This window comes from Nocardioides sp. SR21 (assembly GCF_022761125.1).
In the GTDB taxonomy this organism is placed as follows: domain Bacteria; phylum Actinomycetota; class Actinomycetes; order Propionibacteriales; family Nocardioidaceae; genus Nocardioides.
The window spans coordinates 42,247-60,459 of record NZ_JAKWJR010000012.1; the positions used below are offsets into that span (position 1 = coordinate 42,247).

The following is an 18,213-nucleotide window of genomic DNA, read 5'->3' on the forward strand; positions in this document are numbered from 1 at the left end:
CTGAGGAGCTCAGGCGTTGCGGATGGCCGAGACGTCGAACTCGAGCTTGACCTTCTCCGAGACGAGCACGCCGCCGGTCTCGAGCGCGGCGTTCCAGGTGAGGCCCCAGTCCTTGCGGTTGATGGCGGTGCCGCCCTCGAAACCGATGCGCAGGTTGCCGAACGGGTCCTGGGCGGAGCCGGTGGGCTCGAAGGTGACGGTGACCGGCTTGGTCTCGCCCTTGATCGACAGGTCGCCGGTGATCACCCAGTCGTCGCCGTCGCGCTCGACGTTGGTCGAGGAGAAGGTGATCTCCTTGTTGTTGTCGGCGTCGAAGAAGTCGGCCGAGCGGAGGTGGCCGTCGCGGTCGGCGACACCGGTGTCGATGCTGCTGGTCTGGATGGTCAGCTCGACCTTCGAGGCGCTCGGGTTCGCGGCGTCGATGCTCGCGGTGCCGGCGAAGTCGGTGAAGTGGCCGCGCACGGTGGTGACCATCGCGTGCCGGGTGCTGAAGCCGATCCGGCTGTGGGTCGGGTCGATCGTGTAGTCGCCGGAGATGTCCTCGACGGCGGCGGTGGGGGCGTCGAACTGCTCCGCGGACTTGCGGTTGAAGAAGGACATCGGGAACTGCTCCTCTGGTCGTCTGGTTGTTGAACCTTTGACGACCAGAACCGGACTGCGGTCCGGTTCATTCCCGACGGCGGGAAATATCTGACGCTCAGGCGGCCGACACGGTGTGCGTCGGCAGGTACGACGCGTCGATCCAGCGAGCCTCGAGCCGGGTCTGACCGTTCACGTCGGTCACCTCGACCCAGTGCTGGGTCAGATCGTTGGTCTTGGTGTTCATCGTCGTACGCCTCTCGTTCATCTTCTGTTCACCAACGATAGCCGATCCCCACCTGACCCGCCAACAAACGGCGGAATTCGGCAGTCTTGCTCCACCTGGGTGGTCGCTGATGGGCGCGTCGCGCGGGTCATGCTCCATCGGCAGGGATCGCGCCCTGCTGAGCAGTTCGAGGCGGTCAGGAGCGGGCGGGAGAAAGCGCGCTTCCTGCCCGAATTCGGGCAGGAAGTTGCGCGAAGGTCGGCCGCGAGCGCACGATCCCTGCCGTGACCTCCTTCCCCGACCCCGACCTGGTGGCCCGGATCGCGGCCAGCACCGGGCTGAGCGCCGCCGAGGCGGCCCGGGTGGTGGAGGACGTCGTCGCGTTCCACGCCGAGCCGGTGGAGGACTACGTCCGGCGCCGGCACGCGCACCTGAAGACCTACGGCGCGAAGAACCCCGAGATCTTCGCCCGCATCGCCGAGGAGCTGGCCGACCGCGTGGTCGCCGCTCCGGAGCTCACCGAGCGCCAGCTGCGGCGCATCATCTACGGATAGGACACAGAGATGTGCGGAATCGTCGGGTACGTCGGCGGCCAGCAGGCCACCCCGCTGCTGCTGGAGGGGCTCGCCCGCCTGGAGCACCGCGGCTACGACTCGGCCGGGCTGGCGCTGCTGGGCGGCACCGGGATCAAGGTCGCCAAGCGCGCCGGCCGGGTGCGCGACCTCGGTGACGGCCTCCCGAAGCGGTTCGCCGGCAAGGTCGGCATCGGGCACACCCGGTGGGCGACCCACGGTCCGGCCAACGACGTCAACGCCCACCCGCACACCGACGCCCGGGGCCGGGTGGCGGTCGTCCACAACGGGATCATCGACAACGCGGCGGCGCTCCGGCACCGGCTGACCGAGCAGGGCGTCGAGCTCGCGAGCGACACCGACACCGAGGTGCTCGCCCACCTGGTCGCCGGGTCCGACGCCGACACCCTCGAGGGCAAGGTCCGCGAGGCGCTCGCCGAGATCGAGGGCACCTACGGCCTGGCCGTCCTCCACGCGGACTTCCCGGACCGCCTGGTGGTCGCGCGCAACGGCAGCCCGCTGATCGTCGGCGTGGGGGAGCGCGAGATGTTCGTGGCCTCCGACCTGGCCGCGATCGTCCGGCACACGACGACGGTCGCGCACCTCGAGGACGGCGAGATCGTGACCCTGACGGCGAGCGGCTTCACGACCGCGCGCGACACCACGGTCGTCGACATCGACCCCGAGGCGTACGACGCGGGCGAGCACGAGTCCTTCATGCACAAGGAGATGCTCGAGCAGCCGGCCGCTGCCGAGCGGGTGCTCCGCGGTCGCCTCGACGACCGGTTCGGTACGGCGCACCTGGGTGGCCTCAACATGGACGCGCGCGAGACCCGCGCGATCCGGCGCGTGAAGATCCTCGGCTGCGGCTCGGCGTACTACGTCGGGCAGATGGGGGCGGCGCTGGTCGAGGAGCTGGCCAGGATCCCGGCGGACGCCGAGGCGGCCAGCGAGTTCCGCTACCGCAACCCGATCATCGAGCCGGACACCCTCTACGTCGCGGTGTCGCAGTCCGGCGAGACCATCGACACGCTGCTCGCCGTGCAGGAGGTCCGCCGCAAGGGCGGCCGGGTCATCGGCCTGGTCAACGTGGTCGGCAGCGCGATCGCGCGCGAGTGCGACGGCGGCATCTACCTGCACGCCGGCCCCGAGGTCGCGGTCGCGTCGACGAAGGCGCTGACCAACATGTTCCTCGGCTTCGCGCTGCTCGCGCTCCAGCTCGGGCGGGTGCGCGACCTCTCCATCGCCGACGGTCGCCGCCTGATCGCCGGGCTGAACCGGCTCCCCGAGCAGATCCAGCAGGTGCTCGACCAGGAGGACGCGCTGGCCGAGGTGGCCGGCCGGCTGGCCGACGCGGACAGCCTGTTCTTCGTCGGCCGGGTACGCGGCTACCCGGTCGCCCGCGAGGGCGCCCAGAAGTTCAAGGAGATCTCGTACCGGCACGCCGAGGCGTACCAGACCTCGGAGCTCAAGCACGGCCCGCTGGCGCTGATCTCGTCCGAGGTGCCGACGGTCGCGCTGGTCCCGGCCGACGAGCTGGCCGACCGCAACGTCGGGGCGCTGCACGAGATCGCCGCCCGCCGCGGACCGCTGGTCGTGGTGACGCACGAGGACGTCGACCTCGGCGAGCTCGACGCCCTGCCGCACTTCTGGCAACGGATCGTCGTACCCCGCAACGAGCGCGAGCTGGACCCGATCCTGCTGACGATCCCGCTGCAGCTGCTGGCCTACCACGCGGCGCTGCGGCTGGGCCACGACATCGACAAGCCGCGCAACCTCGCGAAGTCCGTCACGGTCGAGTGACGTCAGGTCTCAGAGGACAAGTGTTGACGGATCGTGCATGTATGCCTCGATCTCCGCACGGCGGCCCTTTACGGCAAGGACGATCGTCTCGGTCTTCCGGGTCACCGCGGTCAGTAGCCCAAGCGCGATCAATCGGTCCAAAACTCCGGAGACGAGACCCCGATCCTCCAGTGGCAGACCTCGCGCGAGCGCGGACTTGCGACGCCCGGCTCCGCTCTGCCGGTATACCTTCTTCAGGATTACGAGCGCGATCCTGACCTCGGTATCCACGCCAAGGGCCGAAACGCCCGCGGTGGTATCGACAGAACTCGAGAAAGCATCTATTTCGGCACCGGACAGCTTTCCGGCGAGGCTATCTGGGACCGCCGGGTACCCATGCAAGGTCGAAATCAGGCAGTCTTGGAAGACGGGAACCTCCGTCGCCGAGTCCACCTCAGTCAGATCCAGGTTGTCGATCACGCAGTCAGCGAAGATAGACTTGGAGAAGTACGAGTCCTCTCCGTGCGGCACCAGATCTTCGATGAGCAATTCGCGGAAGTACGGCTGTGCGGTGGACGGTGCCTCGACCTCCGCGAGCGATGCCATCGTTAGCAGGTCGAACATGACGGCGTCGCAGATGTCCTGGTCCATGCGTTGATTAATCGCAACATGCACATGACTGGCTTCGTAGCCGGATTGCTCGAGGTCGTAGATGGCGACTCCGGCAGAGAGTTCTCCCGTGTTGGCAGACCAGTTGACGCCCGCCTCCAAGGGATGCAATCCGATATAGGGAGCAGCCACGTACTTCGCGAGATCGAGCCCGTAGGCCGACTTGGCCAAATCGGAGTCGACGAAGCGGCGGACGTCCGCCTCGTCACCGGATCCGTCGCTCGCAATCCCTGGCATACGAAGGAGGAGTTGAAGCCCTTCCTCCTCGGCTTCGTACCCACACACGTCCTTGAAAGCCTCGCGCATCGATGACAGCGTCAGTTCGCCCTGACCGGCTTCGCCCGCGCCGTCGGCTCCGCGAGCAAGAGTCGCGATGCGCGCGATTAGATCGCGGACACGCTCTGGCGGCATCGTCGACAAGCGGTCCGACTCTCGCTTCGACAGCAGAGTTAGAAGCGCGTGCCACGCGCTTGCCTGATCGAAGTCCTCGTCGCTGGCGAGTCGCTCAAGGAGTCCAGTCAGGGCGAGATACTTGAGCAACAAGGGCCGGCTCGGAACCCACTCCGGCAGGGAGATGCTGCCGTCTCCTAGCAGTCGCTGGATCTGCTCACCGTCGAAGTCCTGGAGTCGACACACGATCGCGTCCTGGGGAAGTCCGAGGGTTTCGATGAGTTCCGAGTTACCGCCGAAGTACTGAGGACGCCCAGCGACGAGGACCCCGCAGTCACTGGGCGTCTCCTCAATCAAACGACGTACTGGTTCGAGTGCCTGCCAGCGGACGTTTCGTAGGTCCCGCGCACCCCCACCCCAGCGAATCGGGATGATTTCATCGAACCCATCAAGCAGCAGGACCGCAGCACCCGCCCGCCAAGCAGATATCAGACTTCGTTCGTTCGGAAAGCCGATCTCCTCGGCATGACGGCGGAGAACCTCAGTCGCCGATCTGAGTCCATAACACTCGCGAAGGTTGATGTGAACCGGTATGCGCTCGCTCGACGGGTTCTTGAAGTAGGCCTTTCGGAGGCGGATGAACACTTGATACAGCAGTTCACTCTTACCGGCGCCAAAATCCGCAGTCGCGACGCCACGTTGACCTCCTGCGATCGTGGTCGCCAGTTGGTCAACCGTGAAGGTGTCGGCGCCGACCGCGATGGTGGGGTGCACATAGTCGATCTTCCGATCGGTTACGTCTGGCAGTCGATAATTTGCGCTGCCGAACGGAGCGTTCAGTCGGGTGCTGATGTAGATCTCGGCGTCAACAAGTGAACGCTGAAGCGAACTGAAGCTCATCGCCCGCAGAGGTACACCAGTGTCCGAACTCACCTTCTGAACTGCAGTCCGCTGATCTGCCGTTGGTTCTTGCTCGGTTACGAAGTACCCGAGGGAAGACTTATAGCGATTGCTCGGATCGCTCGCTAGCTTCTTGAGCAGTCCCGCGAGCTTGCCGCCGTCCTTGACCGCCTTGTCCTTCGTCGGCATCTGAGTGAACTCGAAGGCGACGATCGCAGTGTCGTTGATAAAGACAGCGTCCCGTTCCTGACCATCCACCATCACCGGACCTTGCGTGCCGGATGGGTCGTGGATGGCCCGCGCGATCGCAAGCGCCCGAACCTCGAAAGACCGGCCAGATGATTCCGTCATTTGTCCTCCCGCGGCATCAGCGAGGTGATGCTTACATGCGCGCCGGCTGTCCACTGCCGTTATGTACAAACCAGTGCGCCGGGATCGATTGCGTACTGGGCGGGCCAGAGGGATGTCGCAACGGTGGAGGGAGTCGAGGTAGTGAGCCAGCCCACCGCGACGACGAAGGTGGCGCCCACGCGGAGAACCACTACCGTTGACGGGTGAGCGACACCGACGAGACCACCGACACCGTGACCTTTGCCGACCTCGGGCTCGACCCGAAGGTGCTGAAGGCCCTGTCGGACGTCGGCTACGAGAAGCCGTCCGCCATCCAGGCCGCGACCATCCCGCCGCTGCTCGAGGGCCGCGATGTCGTCGGCCTCGCGCAAACCGGCACCGGCAAGACGGCCGCCTTCGCGCTGCCGATCCTGTCGCGCCTCGACCTGTCGCAGAAGACCCCGCAGGCGCTGGTCCTCGCCCCGACCCGTGAGCTCGCGCTCCAGGTCTGCGAGGCGTTCGAGAAGTACGCCGCGCACATGAAGGGCGTCCACGTCCTCCCCGTCTACGGCGGCCAGGCGTACGGCGTGCAGCTCAGCGCGCTGCGCCGCGGCGTGCACGTGATCGTGGGTACGCCCGGCCGGATCATGGACCACCTCGCGAAGGGCACCCTCGACCTCACCGAGCTGCGCTTCCTGGTGCTCGACGAGGCCGACGAGATGCTCAACATGGGCTTCGCCGAGGACGTCGAGACGATCCTCGCCGACACCCCCGACGACAAGAACGTCGCGCTGTTCTCCGCGACGATGCCGGCGCAGATCCGGCGGATCTCGAAGCAGTACCTCACGAACCCCGAAGAGATCACGGTCAAGAACAAGACCACGACCTCGCCGAACATCACCCAGCGCTACCTGATGGTGTCGTACCCGCAGAAGGTCGACGCCCTCACGCGCATCCTCGAGGTCGAGAACTTCGAGGGGATGATCGTCTTCGTCCGCACCAAGAACGAGACCGAGACGCTCGCCGAGAAGCTGCGCGCCCGCGGCTTCTCCGCGGCCGCCATCAACGGCGACGTCGCCCAGGCCCAGCGCGAGCGCACGGTCAACCAGCTGAAGTCGGCCAAGCTCGACATCCTGGTCGCCACCGACGTCGCCGCCCGCGGTCTCGACGTCGAGCGGATCAGCCACGTCGTGAACTACGACATCCCCACCGACACCGAGTCCTACGTGCACCGCATCGGGCGCACCGGCCGGGCCGGGCGCAGCGGTGACGCGATCTCGTTCGTGACCCCGCGCGAGCGCTACCTGCTCAAGCAGATCGAGAAGGCCACCCGCCAGCCGCTCACCCAGATGCAGCTGCCGACCGCCGAGGACGTGAACGCGACCCGGCTGTCGCGGTTCGACGACCAGATCACCGAGGCGCTGAACCAGACCAAGCGCATCGAGCGCTTCCGCGACATCATCGCCCACTACGTGCGCGAGCACGACGTGCTCGAGGTCGACGTCGCGGCCGCGCTCGCCGTGGTCGCCCAGGGAGAGACCCCGCTGCTGATCGACCCCGCCGACGAGGTCAGGATCCGCGAGCCCCGCGAGGACACCCGCGACCGCCCCGAGCGCTCCGCCAGCCGCGAGCGTCGCGGCGCCCGCAGCGACGTCCCGATGGGGATGTACCGGATCAACGTCGGCAAGCGGCACAAGGTGGAGCCGCGCCAGATCGTCGGCGCGATCGCCAACGAGGGCGGGCTGCGCCGCGCCGACTTCGGGCACATCCAGATCCGGCCGGACTTCTCGCTGGTCGAGCTGCCCGCCGAGCTGCCCGGCACGGTGTGGGACGCGCTGAAGAACACCCGGATCTCCGGCAAGCTCATCGAGCTGCAGCGCGACAACGGTCCGACCCGCTCCGCCGCCCCGGACCGCAAGCCGCGCCACAAGAACCGCTAGAGCAGGTACGCCACCATCGCTGCCGCTGCGACCTGACCTGCGGCCGCGGCGGTCAGCACCGACGACATCGGCTTCGGCAGCTCGGCGGTGTGGGCCAGGTCCCCGGCGGCGTGGACGCCGGGCCGGCTGGTCCGGCCCATCACGTCGACCTCGACGCACCCGGACTCCAGCATGGTGAGGCCGAGCTGCTCGGCGAACGGCGCCGACTGCTCGAACGTGGGCGCGACGAAGATGCCTCCGTACTCCTGGCCGGTGCCGTCGGTCCGGATGACCCGCGCGCCCAGGTCGGAGCGCTCGACGCGGTCGACCGCGGCCTCCTCGATCATCGTCACCGACGACGCGACCGGCCCCATCAGGCCGACCAGGTGGGCGGCGTCGCCGATCACCGCCACCGGCTTGCCGGCGAACTCGTGGCCGTGGCAGAACGGGCAGTGCGCGACCACGTCGCCGAACAGCTCAGCGAGGCCGGGCTTGTCGGGCAGGGTGTCGCGGACCCCGGTCGCCAGGACCACGCCCCGGGCGGTGACGTCCTCGTCGCCGATCGACACCCGGAACCCGTCGCCGTCGGGGACCACCGCGGTGGCGGTGGCCGCGCGGACCGTCGCGGTGTCGTACGCCGCGATGTCCTTCTGTGCCGCCGCGCGGAACTCCGCGGGCGGGGTGCCGTCGTGGGTGACCACGTTGTGCATGTGGCGCGCCGGGTCGTTGCGGTAGTGACCGGAGTCGAGCATCAGGACGCGGCGGTGGACGCGCGCGAGCGTGAGGGTGGCCTGGAGGCCGGCGGGGCCGCCGCCGATGACGACGACGTCGTACTGCGTGATGTCAGAGGTTGTATTTGCCATGTGCACAAGGATCTGACTTCATGTTGACATGAAGTCAAGTATCGGCGAGATGGCCGCGCGGTTCGGCCTCGAGACCCACGTGCTGCGGCACTGGGAGGACGTCGGCCTGCTCCTGCCGGAGCGGGACGGGGCCGGCCGGCGACGGTACGGCGAGGCCGACCTGGTGCGGATCGCGGTGATCCTGCGCAGCAAGGCCGCCGGCATGAGCCTCGACCAGATCGCGGTGCTCCTCGACGCCGGTGCGGCCGACCGGCACGCGGTGCTGGCCGCGCACATCGCGGACCTCGACCGGCGGATGGCCGAGATGCAGCTGTCGCGCGAGATGACCGAGCACGCGCTGAGCTGTCGAGCCCACGACATCGCGACCTGCCCGCGCTTCAGGGAACGCGTCGCCGACATGCTGGCCGGAGGGACCTTCGGGCTCTAGTGTGACCGCCGTCACATCGCCCCTCCTGGAGGTTCCATGCCCCATCGCAAGCGGTTCGCGCGCGCCCTCGGCCTCGCGATCGTCGCCCTCGTCGTCACCCTTCTCCCGGCCCCCGCGCAGTCGGCGGGAGCGCCGTACGTCGCCCTCGGTGACTCGTACTCGTCGGGGGTCGGCACGCGCACCTACATCGGCGACGGCACCTGCCAGCGCTCGACGTACGCCTACCCGTACCTCGTCGCCGCGCAGAAGGGCTACGCACTGAGCTTCCAGGCCTGCGGCGGCGCGAAGATCGGCGACGTCACCAGCAAGCAGCTGGCCGCGCTGTCGACGACCACCCGCTACGTCACGCTGTCGGTCGGCGGCAACGACGCGGGCTTCGGAGACGTCATCCTCGAGTGCGCGAAGCCGGACCTGATCGCGAACTGCAGCGGCAAGATCGACACCGCCCAGGCCTACATCAACAACACCCTGCCCGGCGCGCTGAGCACGCTCTACGCGTCGATCAAGGCGAAGGCGCCGAGCGCCAAGGTCGTCATCGTCGGGTACCCGCGCCTGTTCATGGGCGTGGACTGCAACGCCGGCACGTTCTTCGGCTCGAGCGAGATGACCCGCCTGAACCAGACCGCCGACCTGCTCAACGCCAAGCTCGCCGCGGCCGCCTCGGCCAAGGGCTTCTCGTTCGCCAACCCGACCACCTCGTTCGCCGGCCACGCGGTCTGCTCCTCCACCGAGTGGCTCAACGGGCTGTCGAACCCGACCGGCGAGAGCTACCACCCGAACCGCACCGGGCACTCCTCCGGCTACCTCGCGCTGGTGAGTCCGCTCCTGGTCTGAGTGGCTGTCAGCACCGGCTGGTAGAACCAAGGCATGCGTCTCGCCCTCGCCACCACGTCCCTCTTGCTGGTGGCGGGGGGAGTCGCCGCCTGCAGCTCCGGAGGAGGCTCCGACGGCGACGGCGGTCCCGACGCGGCGGCCGTCGGCGACACCCTCGCCGCGGCGCTCGCCTCCGGTGACTTCGGCGACGTACCCCTCGCGGACGGGACGGCAGAGGACGTCGCCGCGGACTACACCGAGGTCGTCGAGGGGATGGGCGACGTCGAGCCGGTCGTGTACGCCGGAGAGGCCGAGGAGTCGGCCGACACCGCGACCGTCCCGCTCGCGTGGAGCTGGCCGGTGGCCGGCGACGAGTGGTCGTACTCCACCGAGGCCACCCTGACGAGGAGCGGCGACGACTGGCAGGTGACCTGGTCCCGCGACCTGGTGGAGCCACACCTGAAGAAGGCGACCGTCCTCGACATCACGCCGATCGGCGGCGGCCGCGGCCCGATCATCGGCGCCGACGGCTTCGCGCTGGTGACCGACCGGCCGGTGGTCCGCTTCGGGATCGACCGCAGCCAGGTCCCGACCGCGAGGGCCGGGGAGTCCGCGCGCCGGCTCGCCGAGCTCGTGGACATCGACCCGGCGCCGTACGCGAAGCAGGTCGAGGCCGCCGGCGACAAGGCGTACGTCGAGGCGATCGTGTTCCGCCAGGCCGAGGTCCCCGGCGAGGTCTCGCGCGGCGTCGAGAGGATCCCGGGCGCGCTGGCGATCCAGGACGAGATCCCGCTCGCCCCGACCCGCGAGTTCGCCGCACCCATCCTCGGCACGGTCGGCGCGGTGACCGCGGAGATGATCGAGGAGGACCCGGAGACGTACCAGGTCGGCGACGTCGCCGGGCTGTCCGGCCTCCAGGCGCGGTACGACGACCAGCTGCAGGGCACGGACGGCGCCGTGGTGAACGCGGTCGCGCCCGACGGCACCGAGCGCGAGCTCCACCGGATCGAGGGACTGCCCGGCACCGCGCTGGAGCTCACCCTCGACGAGCGGCTGCAGTCCGCCGCCGAGCGCGAGCTCGCCGGCGTCGGCCCGTCGAGCGCGCTGGTCGCGATCCGGCCGTCGACCGGGGCGATCCTGGCCGCCGCGAACGGGCCGGGGACCGACGGCTACAACGTGGCGACGTACGGCCAGGCCGCGCCGGGCTCGACGTTCAAGACCGTCAGCAGCCTGGCGCTGCTGCGCGCGGGACTGCGCCCGGACAGCACGGTCGCGTGCACGAGCTCGATCATCGTGGACGGCAAGCGGTTCGAGAACTACGACGACTACCCGAGCGGCGGCATCGGCCAGATCCCGCTGCGCACCGCGGTCGCGAACTCCTGCAACACCGCCTTCATCGCCCAGGCGGGCAAGCTCGGCAAGGGCGACCTGGCCGGCGCGGCCGCCACGCTGGGGCTCGGCGTCGACCACGACCTCGGGTTCCCGGCGTACTTCGGCGAGGTCCCGGCCCCGCGGTCGGAGACCGAGGCGGCCGCCGACCTGATCGGCCAGGGCACCGTGCTCGCCTCGCCGATGGCGATGGCGACCGTGATGGCCTCGATCCAGTCCGGCCAGACAGTCGTGCCGCGGCTGGTGAAGTCCGTCGAGGTGGCCGTGCCCGACGACGTCGAGCCGTTGGCCAGGGCCGAGGCCGAGGCGCTGCGCTCGATGCTGCGCGGGGTCGTCACGTCCGGCAGCGGCGTCGGGCTGCTCGACGTCCCGGGCCAGCCGGTGATCGCGAAGACCGGCACCGCCGAGTTCTCCCGCAACGGAAAGACCCTCCTCCACGCCTGGATGGTCGCGGCGCAGGGCGACCTCGCGGTCGCGGTGTTCGTCGACGAGGGCACCTCGGGCTCCGGCACCGCCGGCCCGATCCTCGAGGCGTTCCTGCGGGCCGCCGGATGACGGTCACCAGCCGGGTCGTCGACGACCCCGCGCGGCGGAACCTGTGGCACCCGGACGAGCCCCGGCCGATCCGGGTGTACGAGTGGCGGCCGGACGGCACGCCCGCGGGCACGGTCCTGGTGTCGCACGGCACCGGCGGCTCGGGGAGCGCGATGGGGTGGCTGGCCGATCCCATGGTCGCGGCGGGCTTCCGGGTCGTGGCCGTCGACCACCACGGCAACGACTTCGTGGGCGGCTACCACCCGGCCGGGTTCGCGCACGTCTGGGAGCGACCGCGGGACCTGAGCGTGGTGCTCGACGACCTCGGGAGTGTCGGACCCGTGGGCGTGGCCGGCTTCTCCGCCGGCGGCTACACCGCGGGGGCCCTGGTCGGGGGACGAGCCGATCCGGCGATCGTCCGGATGGTTCTCGACGGAGGGATCGAGCTGCCGCCGATCCCCGAGCTGCCCGGTGCGTTCGAGCGGCTGCGCGAGGAGACCACGGCCGTGGAGCTGGAGCAGGCGGTCGAGCGCTCGGCCGCCGACCTGCGCGATCCGCGGGTCACTGCGGCGTACGTCGTGGCCCCGGCGATCGGCGCGATGCTCACCGAGGAGAGCCTGGCGGCGATCGAGGTGCCGGTCGCCGTCCGCTGGGGTGACGCCGACGACGTCAACCCGTTCGAGCTGCACGTGCAGGCCTACGTCGACCACATCTCGGGCGTCGACGCCCGCTCGGTCGGCGCCGACGTGCGGCACGAGGACTTCATCGAGTCCGCCACGCCGGACCCGACGGTGCGCGACGCGGTGGGTCGCGACGCGGCGGCGTTCTTCCTGCGTCAGATGGGCTGACCGCCGGAGCGCGGTACGACGTTCTTGGCGACGTCCTCGGGCATCGCCTCGTAGTGCGCGAAGGTCCGGGTGAACACGCCGGCGCCGTGGGTGGTCGAGCGCAGGTCGACGGCGTACCGGACCAGCTCGGTCTGCGGCACCTCGGCCAGGACCTGGGTGCGGTCCTCGCCGACCTTGTCGGTGCCGAGCAACCGGGCCCGGCGCGCGGACAGGTCGCTCATCACGGTGCCGACCAGCTCGTCCGGCACGACGACCGAGACGTTGTCGAACGGCTCGAGCATCTTGATCGTGGTGGCGCTCGCGGCCTCGCGCAGGCCGAGCGCTCCGGCGGTCTGGAACGCCATGTCGGAGGAGTCGACGCTGTGCGCCTTGCCGTCGGTGAGGGTCACCCGCAGGTCGACCATCGGGTGGCCGAACCGGCAGCCGCGCTCCATCTGCGCGCGCACGCCCTTCTCCACGCTCGGGATGAACTGGCGGGGTACGGCGCCGCCGACGACCTTGTCGACGAACTCGAAGCCCGACCCCTCGGGCAGCGGCTCCACCTCGAGGTGGCAGACGGCGTACTGCCCGTGCCCGCCGGACTGCTTCACGTGCCGCCCGATCGCCTTGGCAGGGCCGGCGAACGTCTCGCGCAGCGACACGATGAACGGGACCTCGTCGACGTGCACGGAGTAGCGCTCGGTCAGCCGCTCGAGCGTGACCTCGGCGTGCGACTCACCCATCGTCCAGAGGACGAGCTGGTGGGTCTCGGCGTTGTTGTCGATGCGCAGCGACGGGTCCTCGGCGGCGAGCCGGGACAGCGCCTGCGACAGCTTGTCGTCGTCGGACTTGGTCTGCGCGACGATCGCGACCGGCAGCAGCGGCTCCGGCATCGACCAGGGCCGGAGGACCCGCGGGTCCTCGACCGACGAGAGGGTGTCGCCGGTCTCGGCACGGGTGAGCCGCCCGATCGCGCAGAGGTCGCCGGCCACGGCCCGGTCCGCAGGCGCCTGGGCCTTCCCGAACGGGTGCGCCAGCGCGCCGATCCGCTCGTCCTCGTCGTGGTCGGGGTGGCCCGAGGTCTCGCCGAAGAACGCGGTGAAGTGCCCCGACACGTGCACGGTCTGGTCGGGCACGAGGGTCCCGGAGAACACGCGCACGAGGCTGAGCCGGCCGACGTACGGGTCACTGGTGGTCTTCACGACCTCGGCGACCAGCGGGCCGTCGGGGTCGCAGGTGATCGGGTCGGCGCTGGCGCCGGACGGCTGGAACACGTCGGGGGAGGGGTGCTCGGCGGGTGACGGGAAGCCGCGGACCGCGAGCGACAGCAGCTCCGCGCAGCCGACGCCGGTGACCGAGCAGACCGGGACGACGGGAAAGAACGTCGCCCGCGCGACGGCGCGCTCGAGGTCGGCGACCAGCACCTTCTCGTCGATCTCCTCGCCGCCGATGTAGCGGTCCATGAGGGTCTCGTCCTCGGACTCCTCGATCACGCCCTCGATCAGGCCGCCGCGCATCCCGGTGGCGTCGGCCTCCGGTCCGGGCGCGAGCAGGCCGGTCAGCCCGGTGATCTCGTCGCCGTCGCGGATCGGCACGTACAGCGGCATCACCCGCTCGCCGAAGGCGTCCTGGGCCTGGAGCAGCAGCCCCTCGTAGTCGGCGCGGGCCTGGTCGAGCTTGGTGATCACGACCGCCCGCGGCATCGCGACCGCGGCGCACTCGCGCCACAGGGTCCGGGTCGCGTCGTCGATCGCCTCGTTCGCGGCGACCACGAACAGCGCGCAGTCCGCGGCGCGCAGCCCGGCGCGCAGCTCACCGACGAAGTCGGCGTACCCGGGGGTGTCGATGAGGTTGACCTTCACCCCCTCGTGCACGAGCGGGGCGACGGACAGGGAGATCGTGCGGTTGTGGGCGTGCTCGGACTCCTCGTAGTCGCAGACGGTGGTGCCGTCGCGCACGGAGCCGGCGCGGGGGATCGCGCCCGAGGCGGCGAGCAGGGTCTCGGTCAGCGTGGTCTTCCCGGACCCGGCCGGGCCCACCAGCACCACGTTGCGGATCCGGTCCGGGCTGCTCGCCCCCAGATCTTGGCCTGTCGCTCTCCGGTTGCCGCCCCTGTCCGCCATGGCACTACCTCCTGGAAGATCCTGAGAGCGAGACAACTCCTTCTCGGCCCTGGGCACAACCCCCTCGGCCGGCGCGGGCACCTACCGCTGGGACGTCTACGCCTACTCGGGCTCCGGCTCGTTCACGATGAAGTACGACGTGCCCTGATCCGTGCAGGGACGCGAGACGCGAGGGCCCCGGCGATGCCGGGGCCCTCGCCCCTTCGCGGATCCGCCCGATGCCGAGGCGAGGGGGTGCTCCGGCGCTCGAGGTCCGACCAAGGGACGAACCCCTCGCTGCATGGGGTCAGCAAGGGGTTCTGTCGACGCGGGGGTGCTCCCTCCCAAGCCGACACCTCCAGAGTCCCACGTCCATCAAGGCCTGTCATCGCTTTGCCGGGAGTGCAAGGCTGACCCCATGAACGGACTCGACCTGCTCGGCCCCGACCAGCGGGGCCTCTACATCGGTGGCTCGTGGCGTGAGGCGGAGGGCGGCGGCCGCCTCGAGGTGCTCGACCCGGCCGACGGATCGGTGCTCACCGACGTGGCCGACGGGACGGTCAACGACGCGGTCGATGCGCTCGACGCGGCCGTCGAGGCGCAGGCTGCGTGGGCGACGACGCCGCCACGCGAGCGCGGCGAGATCCTGCGGACGGCGTTCGCGCTGATCACCGACCGCGCCGACCAGTTCGCGCACCTGATGAGCCTCGAGATGGGCAAGACCGTCGCGGAGGCGCGCGGCGAGGTGACGTACGGCGCGGAGTTCTTCCGCTGGTACTCCGAGGAGGCGGTGCGCATCCACGGCCGCTGGATGCAGGCGCCCGCGGGCGGCAGCCGGCTGCTGACGATCAAGAAGCCGGTCGGTCCCTGCCTGTTCATCACGCCGTGGAACTTCCCGCTCGCGATGGGCACCCGCAAGATCGGCCCGGCGATCGCGGCCGGCTGCACGATGGTCGTGAAGCCCGCGAGCCAGACCCCGCTCACGATGCTCGCCCTCGCGGTGCTGCTCGAGGAGGCCGGCCTGCCGAAGGGCGTGCTGAACGTCGTGACGACGAGCCTGCACAGCGAGTTCAGCGAGACGCTGCAGAACGACGACCGGCTGCGCAAGGTCAGCTTCACCGGATCGACCGGGGTCGGCAGGATCCTGGTCCGCCAGTCCGCCGACCAGCTCCAGCGGCTGAGCATGGAGCTCGGCGGCAACGCGCCGTTCATCGTGTTCGAGGACGCCGACATCGACGCGGCCGTCGACGGCGCGATGATCGCGAAGATGCGCAACATGGGCGAGGCGTGCACGGCCGCCAACCGGTTCCTCGTGCACCGCTCGGTCGCGCAGGAGTTCGGCGAGAAGCTGGGCAAGAGGATGAGCGCGCTGACCCTCGGACGTGGCCAGGCCGACGGCGTCGACGTCGGCCCGCTGATCGACGAGCGCGCGGTCGAGAGCGTCAGCCAGCTGGTCACCGACGCCGTCCATGACGGCGCGACCGTGGTCTGCGGCGGCGAGACGCCGAGCGGCCCGGGCTACTTCTACCCGCCGACGGTGCTGCTCGACGTGCCGGCCGACTCCGAGATCAACGTCCAGGAGATCTTCGGCCCGGTCGCGCCGATCACGGCGTTCGACAGCGAGGAGGAGGCGATCCGCCGCGCCAACGACACGGAGTACGGGCTGGCGTCGTACGTCTACACGCGCGACCTCTCGCGCACGATCCGGGTCGCGGAGTCGCTGGAGTTCGGCATGGTCGGCATCAACTCCGGCCTGATCTCCAACCCGGCGGCGCCGTTCGGTGGCGTGAAGGCCAGCGGCTTCGGGCGCGAGGGTGGCTTCGAGGGCATCGAGGAGTACCTCGAGACGACGTACGTCGCGCTGCCCGCGGGCTAGATCAGGTTCTTCACCACGGTCAGGATCCACAGGTCCCAGCCGCGCACCAGCGGGTCGCGCCCGCGCTGGGGCCGCTCGTCGGAGATCCAGTAGCCGAACACGTCGGCCGGCGGGTTGCGCAGCCCCAGCCGCACCGGCAGGCCGGCGATCCGCGACGCGGGGACGGCCGCGATCAGCAGCCGGTCGATGTCGTCGCCGTACTCCTCGACCGTGAGCCGGGCGGGGTCCACCGGGCCCTCGGCGAAGGTCACGTCGAGGTCGAGCAGCACGTGGCCCTCGTGGCGCTCCAGCCGCCAGGACCTGGCCGGCGCCGGCAGCACGTCGGAGGACACGCTGCGCTGGACGCTCTCGAACATCGTGACGTCGGTCGGCGAGACCCGCCCGGAGACGACGAACGTCGTGTCGCCGTTGGTGAACGTCCAGGTGGTGTTCGAGAAGCCGTAGCGGATGCGGCTCGCCTCGCCGACGTCGTGGCCGACGCCGGCGCCGGAGTCGACCGAGATCGACTCGGCGCCCGGCTCGAAGGAGTACTGCACCGGCCCGAGCAGGGCGGCGGTCACCGAGAACCAGTTGCCGAGCACCGTGTCGCGGTCGGGGCTGGCGGAGAAGGTGTCGTCGACGGTCAGCCGGTCACCGGAGCCGCCGGCCGGCGTGAGGTCCAGGCGGTACGACGGGTACTCAGCGTCGTCGGCGACCTCGTCGATCTCCTTGACCAGCGCGGCGAGCTCCCGCTCGGAGTCCGCGTCGGCGAAGGTGACCGCGATCGCGGCACCGGTGGTCCTGGTCGGCGTGGCGACCGAGGCACCGACGACCCCGTCGATGCGGCCCAGCTTGGTCTGGACGCTGTGCGCGAGGTCGAGCGCCGCCGAGCAACCGGCCAGGGTGCCGGCGGGGAGGCACAGCGCAGCAAGCGCGCAGACAAGCGTCAGCGCCCTTCGCCCCCCGAAGGTCCCCATGGGGAGAATGGTGACCCATCGCCCGGCCGTCCGGGCAGGAACCCCAGAATGAGCGGGTGGACGTCTACACCGACACCGTCGAGCAGTACCGCGACTTCGCGGTCCACACCGGCGGGTACTCGCCGTCCTTCGAGGAGTGGGCCAACCGGGTCGCCGAGGATCCCGAGGTGCTCGCCTGGCTCGCCACGCTGCCCCGCCCGAAGCGCCAGCCCAACCTGGTCTTCGCGGCAGCGCGGTGGCACGGCGTGCCCGCGCCGGCGCCGTACGACGCCCTGCGCGAGGCGCTGCTCGCCGACGACGGGACCATCCGCGCGACGATCCTGGCCCGCGCGACCCAGACCAACGAGGTCGGCCGGCTCGCGACGCTGGTGCCGGCGTTCGCCCAGGTGTCGCCCGGCCCGCTCGCGCTGATCGAGGTCGGCGCCAGCGCGGGGCTCAACCTCTTCCCGGACCGGTACTCCTACTCCTGGGGCGGCGCCGACCCGGTCGGCACCGGGCCGCTGCTCACCGCGACGGTCGAGGGCGACCCGCCGCTGCCGTCCGCCGTACCCGCCGTGGCCTGGCGCGGCGGCATCGACCTGAACCCGCTCGACGTCACCGACGCCGACCAGATGGGCTGGCTCACCACGCTGGTCTGGCCCGAGCACGACGACCGGCGTGCGCAGCTGGTCCGGGCGATCGAGGTCGCGCGCGCGGACCCGCCGTCGATCGTGAAGGGCGACCTGCTCGAGGAGCTGCCGGCGCTGGTCGACCGCGCGGCCGGGCACGGGCCGGTCGTGGTGTTCCACAGCGCGGTGATCGCCTACCTCACCGCCGAGGACCGCGACCGGTTCCACGCGATGATGACCGACCTGGTCGGCTCCGGTCGCTGCCACTGGGTCAGCAACGAGGCCGCGAACGTGCTGCCCGACCTGGTCGGCGTCAGTACGGTGCCCGTCGACCCGACCGGGTTCGTGATGGGGATCGACGGCCGCGCGGTCGCGCGCACCCACGGCCACGGCCGCTCGCTGCGCTGGCTGTGAGCTGGCGGTAGCGGCCCGACCGGACGCAACTGCGCGG

15 protein-coding genes are annotated in these 18,213 nt (G+C 70.3%); 9 read left to right on the forward strand and 6 right to left on the reverse strand.

The window, feature by feature from the left end; all coding sequences use genetic code 11:
• Positions 1 to 9 precede the first annotated feature (9 nt).
• The gene (locus MJ604_RS20330; protein WP_243060486.1) at positions 10 to 600 is read right to left on the reverse strand and encodes a YceI family protein; all 591 of its coding nucleotides are present in this window, start codon (positions 598 to 600) and stop codon (positions 10 to 12) included.
• Positions 601 to 697: 97 nt separating this feature from the next.
• The gene (locus tag MJ604_RS24035) at positions 698 to 826 is read right to left on the reverse strand and encodes a hypothetical protein (RefSeq protein ID WP_279236397.1); all 129 of its coding nucleotides are present in this window, start codon (positions 824 to 826) and stop codon (positions 698 to 700) included.
• 263 nt (positions 827 to 1,089) lie between these two features.
• Between MJ604_RS24035 and MJ604_RS20335 the strand changes: the two genes are divergently transcribed.
• Together MJ604_RS20335 and glmS are read left to right on the forward strand one after the other, a co-directional pair.
• Positions 1,090 to 1,359 carry a hypothetical protein gene (locus tag MJ604_RS20335; protein WP_243060488.1) on the forward strand — a complete coding sequence of 90 codons (270 nt, stop codon included), beginning with the start codon at positions 1,090 to 1,092 and terminating at the stop codon, positions 1,357 to 1,359.
• A gap of 9 nt (positions 1,360 to 1,368) precedes the next feature.
• Positions 1,369 to 3,180, forward strand: a complete 1,812-nt coding sequence (glmS, locus tag MJ604_RS20340) for a glutamine--fructose-6-phosphate transaminase (isomerizing) (protein ID WP_243060490.1) — start codon at positions 1,369 to 1,371, stop codon at positions 3,178 to 3,180.
• 9 nt (positions 3,181 to 3,189) lie between these two features.
• Here glmS and MJ604_RS20345 read toward each other — a convergent pair whose 3' ends face one another.
• A complete protein-coding gene (locus tag MJ604_RS20345; protein ID WP_243060492.1) occupies positions 3,190 to 5,523 on the reverse strand; it encodes a hypothetical protein in 2,334 nt (777 codons plus the stop codon).
• 149 nt (positions 5,524 to 5,672) lie between these two features.
• Here MJ604_RS20345 and MJ604_RS20350 point away from each other — a divergent pair, with 149 nt between their 5' ends.
• Positions 5,673 to 7,388 (forward strand): DEAD/DEAH box helicase, encoded by a 1,716-nt coding sequence (locus tag MJ604_RS20350; RefSeq protein ID WP_243060493.1) that lies wholly within the window; start codon positions 5,673 to 5,675, stop codon positions 7,386 to 7,388.
• On the opposite strand, the gene MJ604_RS20355 is transcribed toward MJ604_RS20350, so the two are convergent.
• Entirely contained in the window at positions 7,385 to 8,230 is an 846-nt protein-coding gene (locus tag MJ604_RS20355) for an NAD(P)/FAD-dependent oxidoreductase (protein WP_243060494.1), read from the reverse strand. The two genes, MJ604_RS20350 and MJ604_RS20355, sit on opposite strands and share 4 nt — an antisense overlap.
• A gap of 28 nt (positions 8,231 to 8,258) precedes the next feature.
• Between MJ604_RS20355 and MJ604_RS20360 the strand changes: the two genes are divergently transcribed.
• The 4 genes from MJ604_RS20360 to MJ604_RS20375 are packed head-to-tail and all read left to right on the forward strand — an operon-like array spanning position 8,259 to position 12,241.
• On the forward strand, positions 8,259 to 8,657 hold the full coding sequence (locus MJ604_RS20360; protein ID WP_243060495.1) for a MerR family transcriptional regulator: 399 nt from the start codon (positions 8,259 to 8,261) through the stop codon (positions 8,655 to 8,657).
• 36 nt (positions 8,658 to 8,693) lie between these two features.
• Complete coding sequence (locus MJ604_RS20365) at positions 8,694 to 9,491, forward strand: SGNH/GDSL hydrolase family protein (RefSeq protein WP_243060497.1); 798 nt, start codon at positions 8,694 to 8,696, stop codon at positions 9,489 to 9,491.
• Positions 9,492 to 9,524: 33 nt separating this feature from the next.
• Positions 9,525 to 11,414, forward strand: coding sequence for a penicillin-binding transpeptidase domain-containing protein (locus MJ604_RS20370; protein ID WP_243060499.1), 1,890 nt, complete (start codon positions 9,525 to 9,527; stop codon positions 11,412 to 11,414).
• Positions 11,411 to 12,241: a hypothetical protein gene (locus tag MJ604_RS20375; protein WP_243060500.1), complete on the forward strand. Its 831-nt coding sequence runs from the start codon at positions 11,411 to 11,413 to the stop codon at positions 12,239 to 12,241. Before MJ604_RS20370 ends, MJ604_RS20375 begins: the two co-directional genes overlap by 4 nt.
• Here MJ604_RS20375 and MJ604_RS20380 read toward each other — a convergent pair.
• The gene (locus MJ604_RS20380) at positions 12,229 to 14,343 is read right to left on the reverse strand and encodes an elongation factor G-like protein EF-G2 (protein WP_243060502.1); all 2,115 of its coding nucleotides are present in this window, start codon (positions 14,341 to 14,343) and stop codon (positions 12,229 to 12,231) included. The two genes, MJ604_RS20375 and MJ604_RS20380, sit on opposite strands and share 13 nt — an antisense overlap.
• 397 nt (positions 14,344 to 14,740) lie before the next feature.
• Between MJ604_RS20380 and MJ604_RS20385 the strand changes: the two genes are divergently transcribed.
• The gene (locus MJ604_RS20385) at positions 14,741 to 16,198 is read left to right on the forward strand and encodes an NAD-dependent succinate-semialdehyde dehydrogenase (protein WP_243060504.1); all 1,458 of its coding nucleotides are present in this window, start codon (positions 14,741 to 14,743) and stop codon (positions 16,196 to 16,198) included.
• On the opposite strand, the gene MJ604_RS20390 is transcribed toward MJ604_RS20385, so the two are convergent.
• Positions 16,195 to 17,154, reverse strand: a complete 960-nt coding sequence (locus MJ604_RS20390; RefSeq protein WP_243060506.1) for a hypothetical protein — start codon at positions 17,152 to 17,154, stop codon at positions 16,195 to 16,197. The two genes, MJ604_RS20385 and MJ604_RS20390, sit on opposite strands and share 4 nt — an antisense overlap.
• Before the next feature lie 56 nt (positions 17,155 to 17,210).
• Here MJ604_RS20390 and MJ604_RS20395 point away from each other — a divergent pair, with 56 nt between their 5' ends.
• The gene (locus MJ604_RS20395) at positions 17,211 to 18,176 is read left to right on the forward strand and encodes a DUF2332 domain-containing protein (RefSeq protein ID WP_243060507.1); all 966 of its coding nucleotides are present in this window, start codon (positions 17,211 to 17,213) and stop codon (positions 18,174 to 18,176) included.
• Positions 18,177 to 18,213: the final 37 nt, after the last annotated feature.

What these genes read in the sequence shown, in the direction of transcription:
- MJ604_RS20330 (WP_243060486.1), bottom strand. Translation starts at nt 600, where the DNA reads ATGTCCTTCTTCAACCGCAAGTCCGCGGAGCAGTTCGACGCCCCCACC.
- MJ604_RS24035 (WP_279236397.1), bottom strand. Translation starts at nt 826, where the DNA reads ATGAACACCAAGACCAACGATCTGACCCAGCACTGGGTCGAGGTGACC.
- glmS (WP_243060490.1), top strand. Translation starts at nt 1,369, where the DNA reads ATGTGCGGAATCGTCGGGTACGTCGGCGGCCAGCAGGCCACCCCGCTG.
- MJ604_RS20355 (WP_243060494.1), bottom strand. Translation starts at nt 8,230, where the DNA reads ATGGCAAATACAACCTCTGACATCACGCAGTACGACGTCGTCGTCATC.
- MJ604_RS20360 (WP_243060495.1), top strand. Translation starts at nt 8,259, where the DNA reads ATGAAGTCAAGTATCGGCGAGATGGCCGCGCGGTTCGGCCTCGAGACC.
- MJ604_RS20365 (WP_243060497.1), top strand. Translation starts at nt 8,694, where the DNA reads ATGCCCCATCGCAAGCGGTTCGCGCGCGCCCTCGGCCTCGCGATCGTC.
- MJ604_RS20370 (WP_243060499.1), top strand. Translation starts at nt 9,525, where the DNA reads ATGCGTCTCGCCCTCGCCACCACGTCCCTCTTGCTGGTGGCGGGGGGA.
- MJ604_RS20375 (WP_243060500.1), top strand. Translation starts at nt 11,411, where the DNA reads ATGACGGTCACCAGCCGGGTCGTCGACGACCCCGCGCGGCGGAACCTG.
- MJ604_RS20380 (WP_243060502.1), bottom strand. Translation starts at nt 14,343, where the DNA reads ATGGCGGACAGGGGCGGCAACCGGAGAGCGACAGGCCAAGATCTGGGG.
- MJ604_RS20385 (WP_243060504.1), top strand. Translation starts at nt 14,741, where the DNA reads ATGAACGGACTCGACCTGCTCGGCCCCGACCAGCGGGGCCTCTACATC.
- MJ604_RS20390 (WP_243060506.1), bottom strand. Translation starts at nt 17,154, where the DNA reads ATGGGGACCTTCGGGGGGCGAAGGGCGCTGACGCTTGTCTGCGCGCTT.